The 16,157-nt window shown below is 63.8% G+C and carries 20 protein-coding genes and 1 riboswitch; of the genes, 10 read left to right on the top strand and 10 right to left on the bottom strand.

All coding sequences use genetic code 11. The features are described from left to right. Positions 1 to 7: 7 nt before the first annotated feature. Positions 8 to 141: riboswitch (cobalamin riboswitch) on the bottom strand. A 51-nt stretch (positions 142 to 192) separates the two neighbouring features. From cobG to ACWF6P_RS09495, 9 genes are all read left to right on the top strand, one after another. Continuing rightward, entirely contained in the window at positions 193 to 1,335 is a 1,143-nt protein-coding gene (gene cobG, locus ACWF6P_RS09535; RefSeq protein WP_452620868.1) for a precorrin-3B synthase, read from the top strand. A gap of 19 nt (positions 1,336 to 1,354) precedes the next feature. After that, complete coding sequence (locus tag ACWF6P_RS09530; protein ID WP_007729839.1) at positions 1,355 to 1,981, top strand: precorrin-8X methylmutase; 627 nt, start codon at positions 1,355 to 1,357, stop codon at positions 1,979 to 1,981. Next, positions 1,978 to 3,465: a precorrin-3B C(17)-methyltransferase gene (gene cobJ, locus ACWF6P_RS09525; RefSeq protein ID WP_452620867.1), complete on the top strand. Its 1,488-nt coding sequence runs from the start codon at positions 1,978 to 1,980 to the stop codon at positions 3,463 to 3,465. The genes ACWF6P_RS09530 and cobJ overlap by 4 nt, the downstream gene beginning before the upstream one ends. 26 nt (positions 3,466 to 3,491) lie before the next feature. Then, on the top strand, positions 3,492 to 3,851 hold the full coding sequence (locus ACWF6P_RS09520; protein WP_378446033.1) for an HNH endonuclease: 360 nt from the start codon (positions 3,492 to 3,494) through the stop codon (positions 3,849 to 3,851). After that, positions 3,848 to 4,252 carry a nuclear transport factor 2 family protein gene (locus ACWF6P_RS09515; protein WP_452620866.1) on the top strand — a complete coding sequence of 135 codons (405 nt, stop codon included), beginning with the start codon at positions 3,848 to 3,850 and terminating at the stop codon, positions 4,250 to 4,252. Before ACWF6P_RS09520 ends, ACWF6P_RS09515 begins: the two co-directional genes overlap by 4 nt. Further along, complete coding sequence (locus ACWF6P_RS09510) at positions 4,249 to 4,488, top strand: PLDc N-terminal domain-containing protein (RefSeq protein WP_452620865.1); 240 nt, start codon at positions 4,249 to 4,251, stop codon at positions 4,486 to 4,488. The genes ACWF6P_RS09515 and ACWF6P_RS09510 overlap by 4 nt, the downstream gene beginning before the upstream one ends. Before the next feature lie 77 nt (positions 4,489 to 4,565). Continuing rightward, a complete protein-coding gene (locus ACWF6P_RS09505; RefSeq protein WP_452620864.1) occupies positions 4,566 to 5,147 on the top strand; it encodes a dihydrofolate reductase family protein in 582 nt (193 codons plus the stop codon). Positions 5,148 to 5,333: 186 nt separating this feature from the next. Next, a complete protein-coding gene (locus tag ACWF6P_RS09500; protein ID WP_452620863.1) occupies positions 5,334 to 6,365 on the top strand; it encodes a transcriptional regulator in 1,032 nt (343 codons plus the stop codon). 25 nt (positions 6,366 to 6,390) lie between these two features. Beyond that, positions 6,391 to 7,113, top strand: coding sequence for a nucleotidyl transferase AbiEii/AbiGii toxin family protein (locus ACWF6P_RS09495; protein ID WP_452620862.1), 723 nt, complete (start codon positions 6,391 to 6,393; stop codon positions 7,111 to 7,113). A 133-nt stretch (positions 7,114 to 7,246) separates the two neighbouring features. Here the strand turns inward: ACWF6P_RS09495 and ACWF6P_RS09490 are convergent, their stop codons facing one another. From ACWF6P_RS09490 to ACWF6P_RS09450, 9 genes are all read right to left on the bottom strand, one after another. Then, a complete protein-coding gene (locus ACWF6P_RS09490) occupies positions 7,247 to 8,029 on the bottom strand; it encodes an alpha/beta hydrolase (RefSeq protein WP_452620861.1) in 783 nt (260 codons plus the stop codon). 201 nt (positions 8,030 to 8,230) lie between these two features. Beyond that, complete coding sequence (locus ACWF6P_RS09485) at positions 8,231 to 8,746, bottom strand: DUF1990 family protein (protein ID WP_452621002.1); 516 nt, start codon at positions 8,744 to 8,746, stop codon at positions 8,231 to 8,233. After that, positions 8,746 to 9,105, bottom strand: a complete 360-nt coding sequence (locus ACWF6P_RS09480; protein ID WP_019748498.1) for a VOC family protein — start codon at positions 9,103 to 9,105, stop codon at positions 8,746 to 8,748. Before ACWF6P_RS09480 ends, ACWF6P_RS09485 begins: the two co-directional genes overlap by 1 nt. Before the next feature lie 10 nt (positions 9,106 to 9,115). Further along, the gene (locus ACWF6P_RS09475; protein WP_378446041.1) at positions 9,116 to 9,757 is read right to left on the bottom strand and encodes a ScbR family autoregulator-binding transcription factor; all 642 of its coding nucleotides are present in this window, start codon (positions 9,755 to 9,757) and stop codon (positions 9,116 to 9,118) included. A gap of 159 nt (positions 9,758 to 9,916) precedes the next feature. After that, complete coding sequence (locus ACWF6P_RS09470; RefSeq protein ID WP_452620860.1) at positions 9,917 to 10,816, bottom strand: HAMP domain-containing protein; 900 nt, start codon at positions 10,814 to 10,816, stop codon at positions 9,917 to 9,919. A 166-nt stretch (positions 10,817 to 10,982) separates the two neighbouring features. Continuing rightward, the gene (locus ACWF6P_RS09465; RefSeq protein WP_452621001.1) at positions 10,983 to 11,750 is read right to left on the bottom strand and encodes a cobalt-precorrin-6A reductase; all 768 of its coding nucleotides are present in this window, start codon (positions 11,748 to 11,750) and stop codon (positions 10,983 to 10,985) included. After that, complete coding sequence (gene cobM, locus ACWF6P_RS09460) at positions 11,747 to 12,496, bottom strand: precorrin-4 C(11)-methyltransferase (RefSeq protein WP_452620859.1); 750 nt, start codon at positions 12,494 to 12,496, stop codon at positions 11,747 to 11,749. The genes ACWF6P_RS09465 and cobM overlap by 4 nt, the downstream gene beginning before the upstream one ends. Then, positions 12,493 to 13,776: a precorrin-6y C5,15-methyltransferase (decarboxylating) subunit CbiE gene (gene cbiE / locus ACWF6P_RS09455; protein WP_452620858.1), complete on the bottom strand. Its 1,284-nt coding sequence runs from the start codon at positions 13,774 to 13,776 to the stop codon at positions 12,493 to 12,495. The genes cobM and cbiE overlap by 4 nt, the downstream gene beginning before the upstream one ends. Then, complete coding sequence (locus ACWF6P_RS09450) at positions 13,773 to 14,534, bottom strand: SDR family NAD(P)-dependent oxidoreductase (RefSeq protein ID WP_452620857.1); 762 nt, start codon at positions 14,532 to 14,534, stop codon at positions 13,773 to 13,775. The genes cbiE and ACWF6P_RS09450 overlap by 4 nt, the downstream gene beginning before the upstream one ends. Before the next feature lie 30 nt (positions 14,535 to 14,564). Here ACWF6P_RS09450 and ACWF6P_RS09445 point away from each other — a divergent pair, with 30 nt between their 5' ends. Next, on the top strand, positions 14,565 to 14,990 hold the full coding sequence (locus ACWF6P_RS09445; RefSeq protein WP_452620856.1) for a PPOX class F420-dependent oxidoreductase: 426 nt from the start codon (positions 14,565 to 14,567) through the stop codon (positions 14,988 to 14,990). On the opposite strand, the gene ACWF6P_RS09440 is transcribed toward ACWF6P_RS09445, so the two are convergent. Next, positions 14,991 to 16,127, bottom strand: coding sequence for a M24 family metallopeptidase (locus tag ACWF6P_RS09440; protein WP_452620855.1), 1,137 nt, complete (start codon positions 16,125 to 16,127; stop codon positions 14,991 to 14,993). Between the last annotated feature and the right edge of the window lie 30 nt (positions 16,128 to 16,157).

Below are 16,157 nucleotides of genomic sequence, written 5' to 3'. Positions count from 1 at the left end.
GGCACAGATCTGTCATCGACGGCGGTTGAGGGTCTGACTCGTGTTTCCGAGCGGAAACACATTCCGTTCGAAAGAACACTCACAGTGGCGCGACCGCACCGGACTTTCACCGGTTTCCTCAACTGCCGTCACTGGTGGTGGTGATGCTACCGGTCCGCAGAAGGCACTCATGACAGGTCGTACCCTGGAGCCATGCCCACGGACCGTTCACAGCCAGACGCGTGCCCGGGTGCACTGCAAGTTCACCACGCCGCCGACGGCGCACTGGCACGCGTGCGCCTCCCCGGCGGTCTCCTCACCCCGGCCCAATTGCAGACGCTTGCCGACGCGGCGCGCGATCTGGGTAACGGTCAGATGGAACTCACCTCGCGGGGCAACGTTCAGTTGCGCTCGGTCTCGGATCCCGAAGCCTTCGCGGCGCGTATCGCGTCGGCGGGTCTGCTGCCGTCCGCGACGCACGAGCGAGTACGCAACATTCTCGCGTCCCCACTGTCCGGCCGTATCGGGGGCGTCGCCGACATTCGTGAACTGGTCCACCGTCTCGATTCGGCCATCCAAGCGGATCAGGCATTGGCGGATCTGCCGGGGCGAACGCTGTTCACCCTTGACGACGGACGCGGAGACATCACTGGGCTGCGAGGCGATTTCGGACTCCATGCGCACAGCGCCACCGAGCATTCCCTGGTGCTCGCCGGTCACCACACCACTCACCGCGTACATGCAGATGACGCCGTCGGGTTGCTCCTCGAGGCGGCTCGATCGTTCCTCGAGGTTCGCGACAAGCACTGGCGGCTGGCTGAGGTTCCGGACGGAATCGAGCGCACCCTCGAGCAGTTGGGCCTGAGCGCCGAGTCCATCGGCGAGGCGGATCTCACGCCGGATGCACGGCCCACCATCGGGTGGCTCGAGCAGCGAGACGGAACGGTCGCCCTGGGCGGCGGCCTGCGGTTCGGGCTGCTCGACGCTCGGCTGGCCGAGTTCCTCGCCGCCGTCGACAAGCCTGTCGTCGTGACGCCGTGGCGATCGGTGCACATCTTCGACCTCGAAGAATGGGCGGCCGAACAGGTAGTCCGAGTGCTTGCCCCCATGGGACTGATCTTCGACGAGAACTCGCCGTGGCTCGACGTCACCGCGTGCACCGGAAGTCCGGGATGCGAGAAGTCACTCGCCGACGTGCGCACCGACGCGATCAACGCCGTCGAGCAAGCAGAGCTACCCGTCGTCGGACGGCAGCACTGGGCCGGGTGCGAGCGCAGTTGCGGACGTCCCCGCGGGGACGTAGCGGATGTGGTTGCGACGGGTGACGGTTACCGGGTGAATCCGGCCAATCGGTGATGCCTCTATCGTGTGGCACATGATCGAGTACATCCGTGACGGCGCGGAAATCTATCGCCAGTCCTTTGCCACCATTCGGGCCGAAGCCGACCTGAGCCGTTTCCCGGCGGATGTCTCGCAAGCTGTAGTTCGCATGATTCACGCAAGTGGCCAGGTCGATCTCGTCGACGACGTCGCCTTCACTCCCGGAGTCGTCTCTGCCGCGCGTGCCGCTCTGCGCGACGGCGCGCCGATCTTCTGCGACGCCCAGATGGTGGCGGCCGGCATCACGCGCAAGCGCCTGCCCGCCGGCAACGACGTCATCTGCACCCTCGGCGATCCTCGGGTTCCCGTGCTGGCGTCCACCATCGACAACACTCGCTCGGCCGCTGCCCTCGAACTGTGGGGAGCCAAGCTCGAGGGCGCTGTTGTCGCGATCGGAAACGCACCCACCGCACTGTTCCATCTCCTGAATCTCATCGAAGCCGGAGCGCCCCGTCCCGCCGCGATCGTCGGAGGTCCGGTCGGCTTCATCGGCGCTGCCGAGTCGAAGGAAGCTCTCATCGAACACGCCAGCGGAATCGATCATCTCGTGCTCCGCGGCCGACGCGGCGGAAGCGCGATCACTGCGGCGGTCGTCAATGCGATTGCGAGCGAAGTCGAATGAGCGCAGGCAAGCTCTGGGGTGTCGGAATCGGCCCCGGTGATCCCGAATTGGTGACTGTCAAGGCCGCCCGCGTCATCGGCGAGGCAGACGTGGTCGCGTTCCACTCTGCGCGGCACGGCAAAAGCATCTCCCGCGGCGTTGCAGCGCCGTACATGCGTGAAGGGCAGATCGAAGAGCATCTCGTCTACCCCGTCACCACCGAGACCGTTGATCATCCCGGCGGATATCAGGGCGCGATGGACGAGTTCTACGAAGCGGCTGCCGAGCGGTTGGCAGTTCACCTCGAGGCCGGTCGAACCGTCGCGTTGCTCGCTGCCGGCGATCCGCTCTTCTACAGCTCCTACATGCACATGCACAAGAGGCTGGCCGATCGCTTCGACGCCGAGGTGATTCCCGGTGTCACCTCCGTCAGCGCGGCATCGGCTGCACTCGGAAAGCCGCTGGTCGAGGGTGAAGAAATCCTGACGATCCTGCCCGGCACGTTGCCGCAGGCCGAGCTGACCAGACGGCTCAAGGAAACCGACGCCGCCGCCATCCTCAAGCTCGGACGCACGTTCCCGCCGGTCCTGCAATCGCTCGAGGATTCCGGCCGCCTGGGTGAAGCCCATTACGTCGAGCGTGCGAGCACCACACGTCAACGCGTCGAATCCGCTGCCGACGTCGACCCGGACGGAGTTCCGTACTTCTCGATCGCCATCGTTCCGAGCCCGTCGAACAACCCTCGACCGGCAACCGAGTCTCGCGGCGAGGTGGTCGTGGTCGGACTCGGGCCGGGCGATACCGCCTGGACCACACCTGAAGTGGCGCATGAGCTTTCGTTGGCCACCGACCTCGTCGGCTACGGCCCTTACGTCGATCGCGTGCCGACGCGTCCAGGTCAGCGTCGCCATTCCAGCGACAACCGCGTCGAAGCGGAACGCGCCGCGATGGCGCTGGACCTCGCGAAGAACGGCGCCCGCGTAGCTGTCGTCTCGTCGGGAGATCCCGGCGTATTCGCCATGGCTGCAGCAGTTCTCGAAGTTGCCGCCGAAGACCAGTGGAGCGGCGTCCCGGTCCGCATCCTTCCCGGCATGACGGCGGCAAACGCTGTCGCCAGCCGCGTCGGCGCTCCCCTCGGGCACGACTATGCGGTGCTCTCCCTCTCCGATCGCCTCAAGCCGTGGGATGTCGTCGCACGCCGGATCTCGGCAGTTGCAGCCGCGGACATGGCATTTGCGGTCTACAACCCGGCGTCGAAGTCCCGGACCTGGCAGGTCCAGGCGATGAAGGACCTCGTGCTCGAGCACCGCTCCCCTGAGACTCCCGTTGTCATCGGTCGCGATGTTGCAGGCGCCGAGGAATCCGTTCGGGTCGTCACCCTCGGTGAGCTCGAGCCTTCCGAGATCGACATGCGGACTCTGCTGATCGTCGGCTCCTCGATGACGACGGTCGTCGAAACCGGTTCGGGCCGTCAGGTGTTCACCCCGCGGCGCTACCCGGAGTGAACATCACACAGCGATAGCATGGCCTAATGCCCGTCAACCGGACCCGGAAAGCCAGATACGCGCGTAAACGGAAACGCCGGATGGATCTGGTGGAGCACGACCTGTCCGTCGAGCAGTGGTCCGCGCTCAAAGCGGCCTGGGGTGGATGCGCGTACTGCGGTGAGCCGGACGAGTCGCCGCAGCGTGACTGCGTGCTCGCGATCTCCCGCGGTGGGCGCTACACACTCGACAACATCGCACCGGCTTGCCGCTCGTGCAATGCGAGCAAATGCAACAGCGAGGTCACTCTCTGGTTGCGGCGCAAGGGGTATGACGAGAAGGCCTTCCTCCTGCGCCACGCGGAGATAGGTATGGAGATGAGGGCGCAGTTCTCGGAGCAGTCGTGACGGCCCCGCACGGGTTGCGCCTGATTCTCGACGAGCTGATGGAGTTCGAACCTCTGTTTCACCGGACGCGAGTAGCCATGTCGCGAGACGAGTTCGATGCGGTCGTCGACCCGGAGTTCCGGGAAATCGGAGCCTCCGGTGCGCGATACACCCGCGACTACGTGCAGTCGGTAGTCGAGACCCGGCGACTCCGCGGCGAACTGAACGACGCGGCCGAACTCGGATGGAAGGTCGACCGACCTGCGCTGAACCCAATCGCTCCGGACCTGTATCTGGTGACGTATCGGCTGGCGCAGGCGCATCGGGTTACCGAGCGATCATCCATCTGGCGGTTCGCCGAGAATCGATGGAGAGTGTTGTTTCATCAAGGCACAGTTGTCGAAAGTGGTCTGGAAGAGTGAACGAAACGACCCACAACCCCACCATTCCGCTTTGGGTGGACATCACCTTCACCGTCTTCGTTCTTGCCTGGATCTTCATCACGATTAGCGCGCTCGTGGCGATCGTGCGCACCGACTTCGACCGTTCGGGCGGCAAATTCTGGTGGTGCGCGCTGGTGATTGCGGTACCCGTACTCGGAGCGCTCGTCTGGTTGCTGTTCGGACGACCCCCGCGTGACTCCAGGTCCCGAACCTGACCTGCACCGACGACGCGGCAGTAGTCTGAGTACGGTCCGGTGCTGTCACTCTGCGCGTATCAGGGGAGAACAACGAGATGAGACCACTTCGATACTCGATCAACGTCACCCTCGACGGCTGCTGCCATCACGACGCCGGGCTCCCACCCGACGAGGAGTCGATGCGCTACTGGACCGCTCAGATGAAACGAGCCGACGCTCTGCTTTTCGGCCGGGTGGCCTACGAGATGATGGAGTCGGCGTGGCGGAAGCCGGCAACGGGCACATGGCCTGACTGGATGGACGAGTGGGAGGTCCCGTTCGCCGATGCCATGGACCGGGCGAAGAAGTACGTCGTGTCGAACACGCTGAGCGGGGTCGATTGGAATGCCGAACTCGTGCAAGGCGACTTGGGGCCAGCGATTCAAAGGCTCAAGGAGCAGCCCGGCGAAGGCCTGTGGGTTGGTGGCGTGACACTCCCCCTGGCGCTGGCAGACCTGGGACTGATCGACGAGTACGAGTTCGTTGTGCAACCGGTCCTCGCCGGACACGGACCGACGTTGCTCGCCGGTCTGCGCGAGCGCATCCAGCTCGAGCTCGTCGATCGCCACGAGTTCCGGTCGGGCGCAGTCGCCATGCGATACCAGCCAACGCAGGTATCGACTCGAGTACTCAAGTAGCTGCGCCCATTCAAACAATCTCGGTAACACTGGCGCTTACCTCCGCATGCCGCTCAACCTTTGTGCTGCCCACGAGCGGGGTATGGCGAGGATGCGACACGTATGGCAGCGCCGAGATCGAGTCAGCACCGGCTTGTTCGGTGTTCGGTATTGACCGAACACCAAACAAGCTGAGACGATACACACGTGAACAACGAAGCTTCCGCCGTTGAGGCTTTCGTGATCGACGCCTTCGCAGAATTGGGCATCGACGCCCAATCACCCATCGGCGAACCCGACACCGGCATCGACCTGGTTCTTGACCCAGGCGGCCTTGCCGTCCCGATCCAGATGAAGTATCGCTCCCTGGTCACCGACCAGGTTGCCGAACGTCTACTCACCGAAAACCAGTCCCCGGAGACGACATTGTTCGTCGTATCCGACCGACTCACCGATACCGCGCGCAGGATCCTTGTCCAGCGACGCTGCGGCTACCTCGACCTCCGCGGACGCCTCGCCCTACGCACAGGCAGCGTGGTCATCGACGCCGAAGTCAAAGCGCTCCAGAAACGACTTGAACGGTCAGAAGCACTCAGTGGCAAGGCAGGCCTCGAGGTCGCAGCTTCAGTACTCATGCGTCCCGAGCGAACTATCGCGGTGCGTGAGCTCGCGCGGGAGTTGGGCCGTTCCCCCAGCACGGTCTCGGAGATACTCGCTGCCCTGCGCCGCGACAGTTTCGTCGATGCGAAGAACATGCCGACGAGCACTGACCTGTTCTGGCAGGTCGCCGAGCGCTGGCCGACACCACGCGTTCATCTGGCCGCGCTCCCGTCCCGAGGCGATGCAACTCTGGTGCGACCGCTGCGGCTCAATCTCGACACTATCGAGAACGAACCGGGTTGGGCTTTAACCGACTCCGCTGCTGCCGCTATGTACGGCGCGCCTTTGGCATTCCGCTCAGACCAAACTCTCGATTTCTTCGTCCCCGACTCCTCGATCGCCCGGCGCGCTACTACCCTGCTGGGAACTGCAGCCTCTGCTATGCAGGCGAAGGCCACCTTGCGGGTCGCGCCTGTACCCGCGGTCGTAAACCACCGCGTCGATTTCGACGCCAACCCGCTCGAATGGCCCCTCACACATCCGTTGTTCGTCGCACTCGATCTCGCCCAAGACGCCGGACGCGGCCGGGAGATATTGGACGCATGGACACCCGACGACCGGTGGACCCGTGTCTGGTAGCCGAGTTACGTTTGCCGGTGATGCGATGGCCGCCGTAGTTCAGGGTGTCGTCGAGGTCCGCGCACTGCTCGGCGGGCCACCAGTCATCGTCGGCGGACTCGCCGTATTGTCGCGGTTGTCGAATCCATACCGAGCAACGGTCGATCTGGATCTTGTGGATCGACTTCTCGGCGACATCCCCCAACTCGAAGTCCTGCGTGCTGCCGCTGGCGCCCAGCCTGTCGAGCCGGCAGCCGTTCTACTCCCCACGCCATACGGGTCAGTGAAAGTAGACGTGCTCGAAGTCCGTCAGATCGAGATCGACCACCCCAGCGACGATCCTGGTGATCGTCTCCATGCTTCAGCGCACGCGTGGGCCAACGACAGCGCCAGTGACATGACCATCGCGGTGATCCGGGCCCACAGCAATATCGTCGAGGTCACCACGCCAGTTGCCGAGCCAGGCCCACTGATCGCGATGAAACTTCAGGCGGTGATGAATCGTTCCGGAGACAAGCACGGCACTGATCTTCTCGACATCGTGCACCTCGCGCTGGACGCAGCCACCCGGCCCGCCGCGATGGCGCAAATCAGCTCCGTCGACACTTCCATTGCCCGCGACATCGCCCTTCACGTCGATCTGTGGTTCAAGGAGAGGCGAGAGCAATCGCTCCAGCGGATCCGAGCAGCGGGCGACCGAGATATCGCCGCCGACGACCTCGATCTGGTCGCCGAATTGCTAACTGATGCAACAGATCATCGACGCTGACGGCGATCGTAGTCTACTCACCGAGTGCGGTGTTCTCCCGGTTGGTCAGCGTCTAATGGGTCCGGGCGGCCACGGCGGGTTAGTCGAGATAGTATCGGCGTCCGACACCGCCGGACGCCGATACGTGTTCACGTCAGCTCACGGAAGCGCCAACGCTCCCGCCGAGGTGGCGAGCGAAGAACCGAGCCGAACTGTCGCGCTCGTAGTCGGGCACGGGATAGTGCCTGCCGGAGTATGCGTGCAACACCTTCTCCTTCGAGCCGAAGGCGTCGAACAACGCGACCCCTGACGTGCGGTCGTAATCGCTGTCGTCCCAAGGAATTCGGTACTCGACCGGGACGGTGAGCTTTCGTGCCGCCTCGAGGAGGGAGTCGTCCACAAATACTCCGCCGAAGCTCACGGCAGCGATCCTGGGTTCGACTGGAGCTAACATCAGCCCGGTCACGACACCCAACGACACGCCGCCGAAACCGATCGGAGAGTCGGCGTCGACCTCGGGCAGCGCTTGCAGGGCGTCCAGGGTCGCCTGCCATTCCGGCACCGCACGCTCTGCCAGCGACCGGTTGTACTCGACGACGATCGGGGCGATCGGCTCGCGGGCCGCTCGGGCCTGATGGATCGCGTCGACCCACTGTTCATCCTGCGTGTTCCGCGGCCGGTCGCCGTGTCCGGGCGCGTCGATCGCGGCGACCGTGAACCCGTGCGAGCTCACGCTGTGGAGTGCACTCGCGACCAGTCCCGGCGCTTTCTTGTGCATGCCGCCGGAGTGCCCGGACAGCAGAAGGGGTGATCCGACGGATCCAGACGCGGGTGACCAGAGCACACCGGGGATGTCGCCCAAAACGAAATGGCGTTCGACGACACCGTTCGACGTTGTCTCGGAAGTGAATTCGATGATCTGAGAATTGGATTGCATGGTGTTACCTTTCGGGATTGCCTACTCGAGGCGCTCCCGGCGACACCTACGTCAATCGCCGATCCGTGAACAGGAGTGGGAGCACCCACATGGTTACTGCGTTCATGGGTCTCACCTCCTGGCGTGTTGTCACGGTCTCGCACAAGCTATCAACCCGAACCGAAGCTCGTCCAATTGTTTTCCGGCCCACCGATCCGAGGGTCATATCCGCGATCGGTCGACGCTCTCGCGGACGGCACGGATGTAGCGGCGCGTGACAAACGCCTGTACTCGACGTCCGATCGGAGCGCCGAGACGCACCCACCACGTTCCGGGCTTGGAGAACGCAACGATCTCGATACGAACCGCTTGGCTGGCCTCGTCGAACTGGACGACAAACAGTTCTTCGCCGCATTCGGGGTGGCCGGCGCGGGTTCCGTACGCGAATCCCTTGCGATTGGGTTCGTCGACGACGTAGACGATTCGAACTGGGATCGACACCGGACCGAGTCCGAAAGTCGCATCCTGACCCGCCGCCGCGGTCGGGGCTGCCGCCCGGACGGTCAAACCAGCTCCGCGGTGCATTCCCCAATTCGCGACTGTACGAGCGGCAACCTCGAAATCCTCACGTCCGGATCCGACCGTCGCGCTCTCGTGAACGTGGTGATAGCCGGCGGGGAGTACGCCTGACGTTGCGCCCACCTCGAGGTACGTCAGCCCGCCCGGGCCGGACGCCATCATTGCTCGCGTCGATGGCTGAGGATGTTGATCACGTGACCGTCGGGGTCGGCAGCGAAGAACCTGCGCACACCCCACGGCTCCTCGGTGACGGGATAGACGATGGTGTCGCCGCGCTGCACCGCGGCCTCGTACGCCGCATCGAGATCATCCACCTCGACGGAGACGTCCGGCACGACGGGCGCATGAGCGTCGTGCGTCATGACGCTGATCTGCAAGGACGGATCCGTCGGCGAAGCCAACGTCACGATCCACCCGTGATCCATGACAACTTCGAGGCCCAGCACTTCGGTGTAGAAGCGCTGCGCGGCCTCGAGCGAACTACTCGACAGATCCGAAACTATCCGCGTGACGGCCATATCCCGCAGGCTACGCCGCCGCCGGAGTCCACCGCGACTTGACGAGGCGCTCGATGTCACCGGAAAGTTCGTCGCTGACGATTCCCGGAAGCAGGATCTGCCACATCTCGTCGACACGATCCGGAAGATCCGAGCGTCGGGTGAGAACGTTCGAAACCAGCTGTACCCCGGTGAATGCCGAGGGCATGAACCTGCCGAACGATTCTGCGCTGACCGATTTTCGGATTTCACCTTGCGCCTGAGCTCTGGCGGTGAGATCGGTGATTGCCGAGATCCATTCGGCGTACGGTTCCACCGGCCCCTCGTACGTGCTCAGTTCCAGCGTGAGGCGAATGCCCGCGCGAACGATCGGCTCGTCGACAATCTGGCGTGCCATTTCGTGCGTGAGCATGATCATCTGTTCCAACGGGTCCTTGCCCGTCGCGGAAATCGCCTGCACCGATTCGATCGAGAGTCGATGCTGTTCGGCAATGATGAATTGCGCGAGCTCGTCCTTCGACGCGAAATGGAAATACAACGCGCCCTTGGTAGTACCGGCCCCCGAGACTATGTCGGCCATGCTGGTGCTGCCGTAACCAGTCTTCTCGAACTGCGCGGCCGCGCCGGCAACGATTTGCTGCCGAGTCAGCTCGGCGCGTGCTTGCTTGACCACTGAATCCCTCTCGTCCTCCAAAGGCCCCCGCCCAGCAAACCCCACGGTTCGCGCCACACTCCAGCTATACCCAAAAACTTCACAATTGCCCCACATTACCAGCGCTCCTTCCATTGCTTCAATTACGAATGCAACAAAGTCGCTGGTCAGACGTCCGATTTAGAGGGAATCTCCTCTCCCCAACGTGCTTTCGTCAACCCGCGCACGGTCCACCAACTCTCCGACGAGGAGCGTCAACTCCATCATCTGGTCGGTGATTTCTTCGCGCAACTGCGTTGCATCTGCTTCGGAAATCGCGCCGGACTTGGTATCGAAGGACATCAACAACTCGATATTGGTGCGCAGCGCAGTCAACGGAGCCAGAAGGTCCTGGCCCGCTTCGGTGATCAGACTTCTCTGGCGTGCCCGCGATTCCGACAACGTCCCGAGCATGCGATTGAAACTGACTGTCAACGACGCCAATTCGTCGTCACCGGTCACCGGGATCGGCGCAAGATCATCCGTTTCGGCAACTCGCCGCGTTGCCGCAGTGAGTCGCGAAATCGGCCGTAATCCTGTGCGTGCCACAGCATCTCCGGCCGCATAAGCGAGGGCGATCCCGGCCGCCCCAAGTGCCGCCAACACCACTGCGAGTCGCTTGAGTACCGAACGCGTCGGCCCCAGGGATTGCGCGACAACCAAAGTCTGGCCCGCAACCGAGGGCTCGACAAGAATTCGATACGCATCGACGGTTGCGATCGTCTGCGACGAATTGCCGTCGGCGATCGACCTGATGGCGTCCGCGCTGGTGCTGAACGGCGGCAGACCGGGAGTCGCCGTCACCAAGGCGCCGTCGGCAGTGAGAAGCCCCACCGCCTGGATGACCGCTGTATCCGCGCCGGCCGTCAATCCCAGAACCGGTGTGACACCGCCGAAATTGACGGTGTCGGTGATCGCATCACTCGTGCGCTCGAGTTGCCGGTCGACGTTGCCCTGCAAATACGCGTTGAACACGATGTACACCGCCGACGCCGACACGATCACCGCGATCGCCACCAGGCCTGCGGTCAGCAATTTCACGCGGGCATGGAGCGTCCGCACATGAATTCCCGATGGTTTTCGACGGCTCATTCCGGGAACCGACACTCTCATGCGCGGTCCCGCAGTGCGGCGTCGAAAGATCCCAACATCCCTCCAGTATGGTCACGGAACCTTAGACGAACCTGAAGCGAACGCGATGTCGGCTTCACAGTGCCGTTCCACTACCGAAAGCCGTGAGCCAGTCCACCGCCCCGGCTTCGGTGTCGAATGCGGGAGCGGTCGCCGGGATCGGTGGTCGTTCGACGACGATCACCGGGATCGACAACTGCCTGGCTGCGGCGATCTTTGCGTACGTCTGCTCGCCGCCACTGTTCTTGGTGATCACGACGTCGATGCCGTGAGTTCTCATCAGGTCGACTTCTGCTTCGACGTCGAATGGGCCACGTGCGAGCAGCAATTGCGAATGAGGTGGCAATGTCCCTGAAGGCGGATCGATGGAACGCACGAGAAACGAGACGTCCTTCACACGGCCGAACGCCGAAACTCCTTGCCTCCCGATCGTCAGAAAAGCGCGTGAGCCGACCGTCGGCACCAATTCTGCGGCGTGATCGAGACCGCCTACGGGAAGCCAAGTGTCGCCAGGTTGCTCGCGCCACGGCGGGCGTCGGTACATGGCGTATGGAACGGAATTCGCGAGGCACGCGTCGAATGCATTCTTGGTGATGCGAGCAGCAAACGGATGCGTGGCGTCGAGCACTGCACGAATATCATTGGCCGACAACCACTCCGACAGCCCGCCGGCTCCCCCGAACCCGCCGATGCGCACTTCGCCCTCCGGCCAGCGAGGATCACGAACCCGGCCGGCCAGCGATGTGACAACCTCGAGGTCGGCTGAACCGGCCAACCGAGATGCGATCGCTCGGCCCTCGCCCGTGCCTCCGAGTAGGAGTACGCGGCGACCCGTCGGGGTCAGTGTGTGCTTCTCTCACGCGCCGCCGAGTAGAGGTAGCTGTCCGGAAATCCCTCCGCCGTCAACACTCGGCCGACGATCACGACGGCAGTCTTCGTGATGCCGGCCGCATGAACGAGTTCGACGATCGTCTTCAAAGTGCCTCGAACAACGATCTCCTCGGGCCGCGAGGCGAAGGCGACCACCGCAACCGGACAGTCCTCGCCGTAGTTGTCGGCCAACTCGGATGCGATCTGTTCGATGCGATGAGCGCCGAGGTGGACCACCATCGTCGCGCCGCTGCGGCCGAGGGACCGCAGATCCTCGCCCTCCGGCATTGCCGTCGACAAGGTGGAGACTCGGGTGAGAACAATGGTCTGCGAGACGCCTGGGACAGTCAGCTCACGCCCCAGCGCGGCTGCTGCCGCGGTAAATGCAGGAACACCGGGAACCATGTCGAAATCGACCCCTGCGGCGTCCAGGCGACGAGCCTGCTCGGCCACCGCACTGAAGATCGACGGATCACCGGAATGCAGGCGCGCGACGTCCAGTCCGGCCGAATGTGCTTCGACAAGGATCGCGGTGATTTCGTCCAGGCTCAGGCGAGCAGTGTCCACGACCTGAGCGCCTACCGGGCACCACTCGAGCAACTCCGCTGGAACAAGGCTGCCTGCGTACAGGCACACCGGGCTCGCCGCGATGATGCGCTGCGCGCGGACAGTGATGAGATCTGCCGCACCGGGGCCCGCACCGATGAAATGGACGGTCATTGTGTGGATTCCTCCGGCGTATCCGTGTCTGCGCCTGCAGACGGCTGACTTTTTGTGACGGACCATTGGACCACCGGAAGTTGCGGTCGCCAAACGTTGAACGCGCCCAAAGGCTCGGCGCGCTGTACCTGAAAGCGTCGCAGCGTCCCACCATGGCGACTCATCCAGCCGAGCAGCAACGATTCGGACTCGGCGGTCACGGCGTTGGCAACCAGACGGCCACCCACGCTCAACTGTTCCCAGCATGCATCGAGCATTCCCGGTTGCGTGACGCCGCCGCCGACGAACACCGCATCGGGTCGGCGGATCTCATCCGCAAACGCCTCGGGCGCGGCCCCTTTGACGTTCAACGCTGGAACGCCGAGATTGCGCGCATTGGTGCCGATCTGTGCAACGCGGCTAGCTACCTTCTCGAATGCTGTTGCGCTACAACGCGGGTGGGTCCTCATCCATTCGACCGCAATGGTTCCCGAACCGCCGCCAACGTCCCAGAGGTGTTCTCCCGGCGCCGGAGCGAGCGCGCACAACGTCAACGCACGGATCTCCTGTTTGGTCATCTGGCCGTCTCCGACAAATGCAGCATCCGGTAGACCCGGGATTCGAGTCAGCCGTATCGGAATCTCCGCCGAGATGCACTCGACGGCGAGAACGTTCAACGCATCCACGTCCTCGTCCGCGTGATCCCACTCGTCTGCGACGGTGATGGTCCGCGATTCGTCGGCTCCACCGAGCTGGGCCAGCACGGTCACGATCGATCGACCGAACCCCGCGCCGGACAACAGCCTCGCCACCTCCCCCGGAGTCGAGCGCCCGTTGCTCAGAACGAGCAGGCGCGCACCGTCGGTCACGGCGGCCAACACGGTCGCCGAGTCTCGGTTGACCAGGCTCACTACGTCGATCTCGGCCGATGCCCATCCCATCCGCGCGCTCGCCAATGCCACCGACGACGGGTGGGAAATCACCCGCACGTTGTCCGCGCCGAGCAGCCGCACCAAAGTCACCCCGATCCCATGGAACATCGGGTCACCGCTCGCGATTACACACACTCTGCGATCGGCGCTCTCGGCGAACATCGACGGCAACGCCGGAATCATCGGAGACGGCCAGGTCAGTCTGGTGTGCGCTCGCCGCGCCCCGAGATGCGTCGCCGGGACCAAGTCCAACTGGCGAGGTGACCCCATCAGAACCTCCGCGCCCAGGATTGCGCCCTGCGCGCTCTCGGACAGCCCTTCCCAGCCGTCGGCACCGATACCGACGATCACCACCGGGTGTGTGGTCATCGCGGCATCCGGCGCCAGATCGTCTGAGGCAGAAGCCGCATGACGAAGAACACCGGCTGCAGAATTCGCGGAACCCACACACGCGTCGCCCCCGAATTCAAACCCCGTACGACGGCGTCCGCGACCTGCGACGGGGTGCTCGACATCGGGGCAGGCGACATTCCCTCGGTCATCTTGCCGACGACAAATCCCGGCCGTACCAGCATCAATTGCACACCCGAACCGTGCAGTGCGTCGCCGAGGCCACTGGCAAACCCGTCCAAGCCGGCCTTTGCGCTCCCGTAGACGTAGTTGGCGCGGCGAACCCGGACGCCGGCGACGGACGAGAACACCACGATTTTTCCGCTTCCCTGTCGGCGCATGATCTCCGCGAGGTGAGTAAGGATGCTGATCTGAGCCACGTAGTCGGTGTGCACCACTGCTACCGCGTGCGCCGCGTCGGTTTCGGCACGCGCCTGATCGCCGAGAATTCCGAAAGCCAGCACTGCAACCGAAATCCGGCCGTGCTCGGTGACTACGGCGCCGAGGAGGTCTCCGTGAGTGTCCACGGCGTCGGCGTCGAACTCGACGGTGGAGACGTCGATCGCGCCGGCGTTTTTGAGCATCTGCTCCTGCTCCGACAGCTCTCCGCTACGTCTGGCAGCCAGAACGATGTTGCGGCCCGGCGCGAGCCTGACCGCGATCTCGAGGCCGATCTCACTTCGTCCGCCGAGGAGCAGTACCGTCTCGATGTCATTCACGTTCGCACCCGCAGTCACCGCTCCAGTGTCCTGGATTACCGTCGTGGCATGACGCTCACCCCCTCCACCACGCCATCGTCACAGCAGACTCTCACCGAAGACGGGATGAAGTTCGTCGGCGAATACCACCTCGCGACACTCACGACGTTGCGTCCGAACGGCACCCCGCACGTCGTGGCCGTCGGATTCACCTGGGATCAGGAAGCCGGAAAGGCGCGCGTGATCACCAGCGGTGGTTCGCAGAAGGCGATCAACGCCGCCCGGGGTGGATACGCCGCCGTCAGTTCGGTCGACGGTGGACGCTGGCTCACGCTCGAGGGGCCTGCACGCGTGCTCACCGACGCGGACTCCGTGGCCGACGCCGTTCGGCGTTACGCCGAGCGGTACCGCCAGCCACGGGTCAACCCCGCGCGTGTGGTCATCGAAATCGACGTCACACGCATACTCGGGTCCGCGGCGTTCAAGGAAAGCTGATCAGTCGAGGACCGTCAGGCCGTGCGGACGGTTGTTGAACGACTCGCAACCGTCGGCGGTCACGACGACGATGTCCTCGATACGGGCGCCCCAATTGCCGCGGAAGTAGATTCCCGGTTCGATACTGAACGCCATACCTTCGACGAGTTCGATGGTGTTGCCCTCGACGATGTAGGGCTCCTCGTGCACGGACAACCCGATACCGTGACCGGTGCGGTGAACGAATACCTCCGCAAGACCCTGTGCGGCAAGCACTTCGCGGGCGGCAACGTCCACGGATTCTGCGGATACTCCTGGCCGCACCGAATCGACAGCAGCCTGTTGAGCCGCTTCGAGTACCGCGAACTGTGCTGCTACCTCGGCGGACGGCTGCCCCATGCTGTACGTGCGAGTGGAGTCAGAGTTGTATCCAGGCTCGACCGGTCCACCGATGTCGATCACCACGACGTCACCGCTCTCGATCACGCGGTCCGAAACCTCATGGTGGGGATCGGCGCCGTGCGGGCCCGATCCGACGATCACAAACGCGGCCTCGGTGTGCCCCTCTTCGAGAATCGCCGACGAAATCGCTTCACCCACTTCGGCTTCCGTGCGGCCGACGATCAAGAACTCGGCCATGCGGGCGTGAACACGATCGATTGCCGCACCGGCTCGTCGCAACGCCTCGATCTCGGCGTCGTCCTTGACCATCCGCAATTCACGCAACACTCCGGTGGCGAGGATCGGCAATGCACCCAACGTGTCTGCGAGCGGGATCAGATGCAGCGCGGGCATCGCATCGGTCACCGCGACCTTGGCGCCGGCCGGAAGTTGCGCCGCCACAATCGCATACGGATCGACACCGTCGACCCAGTCGAGGACGGTCAACCCGAGATCACTCACCGCCGATTCCTTCAGCGACGCCAACTCCAAGCGAGGAAGCACAACGGACGCCTTCGCCGTGTCCGCGGCGATGACCAACGCGGTCAAGCGCTCGAACGAGTCGGCCCGAGAACCCGTCAGGTACCGCAGATCCGGACCGGGAGTCACCACCAGACCGTCGAGACCTGCTGATCGAGCCAACTCGGCGGCACGAGCGATACGTGCGCCGTACACGGCGCTGGAGAATCGGGAATCCTGTTCGGCTGGAGACGTCATGGCTTACAGGTTAGTGCCGACTGGCAGGAT

Source organism: Rhodococcus sp. NPDC055024 (genome assembly GCF_053608585.1).
This window is presented reverse-complemented; position numbering and strand designations above follow the sequence as displayed.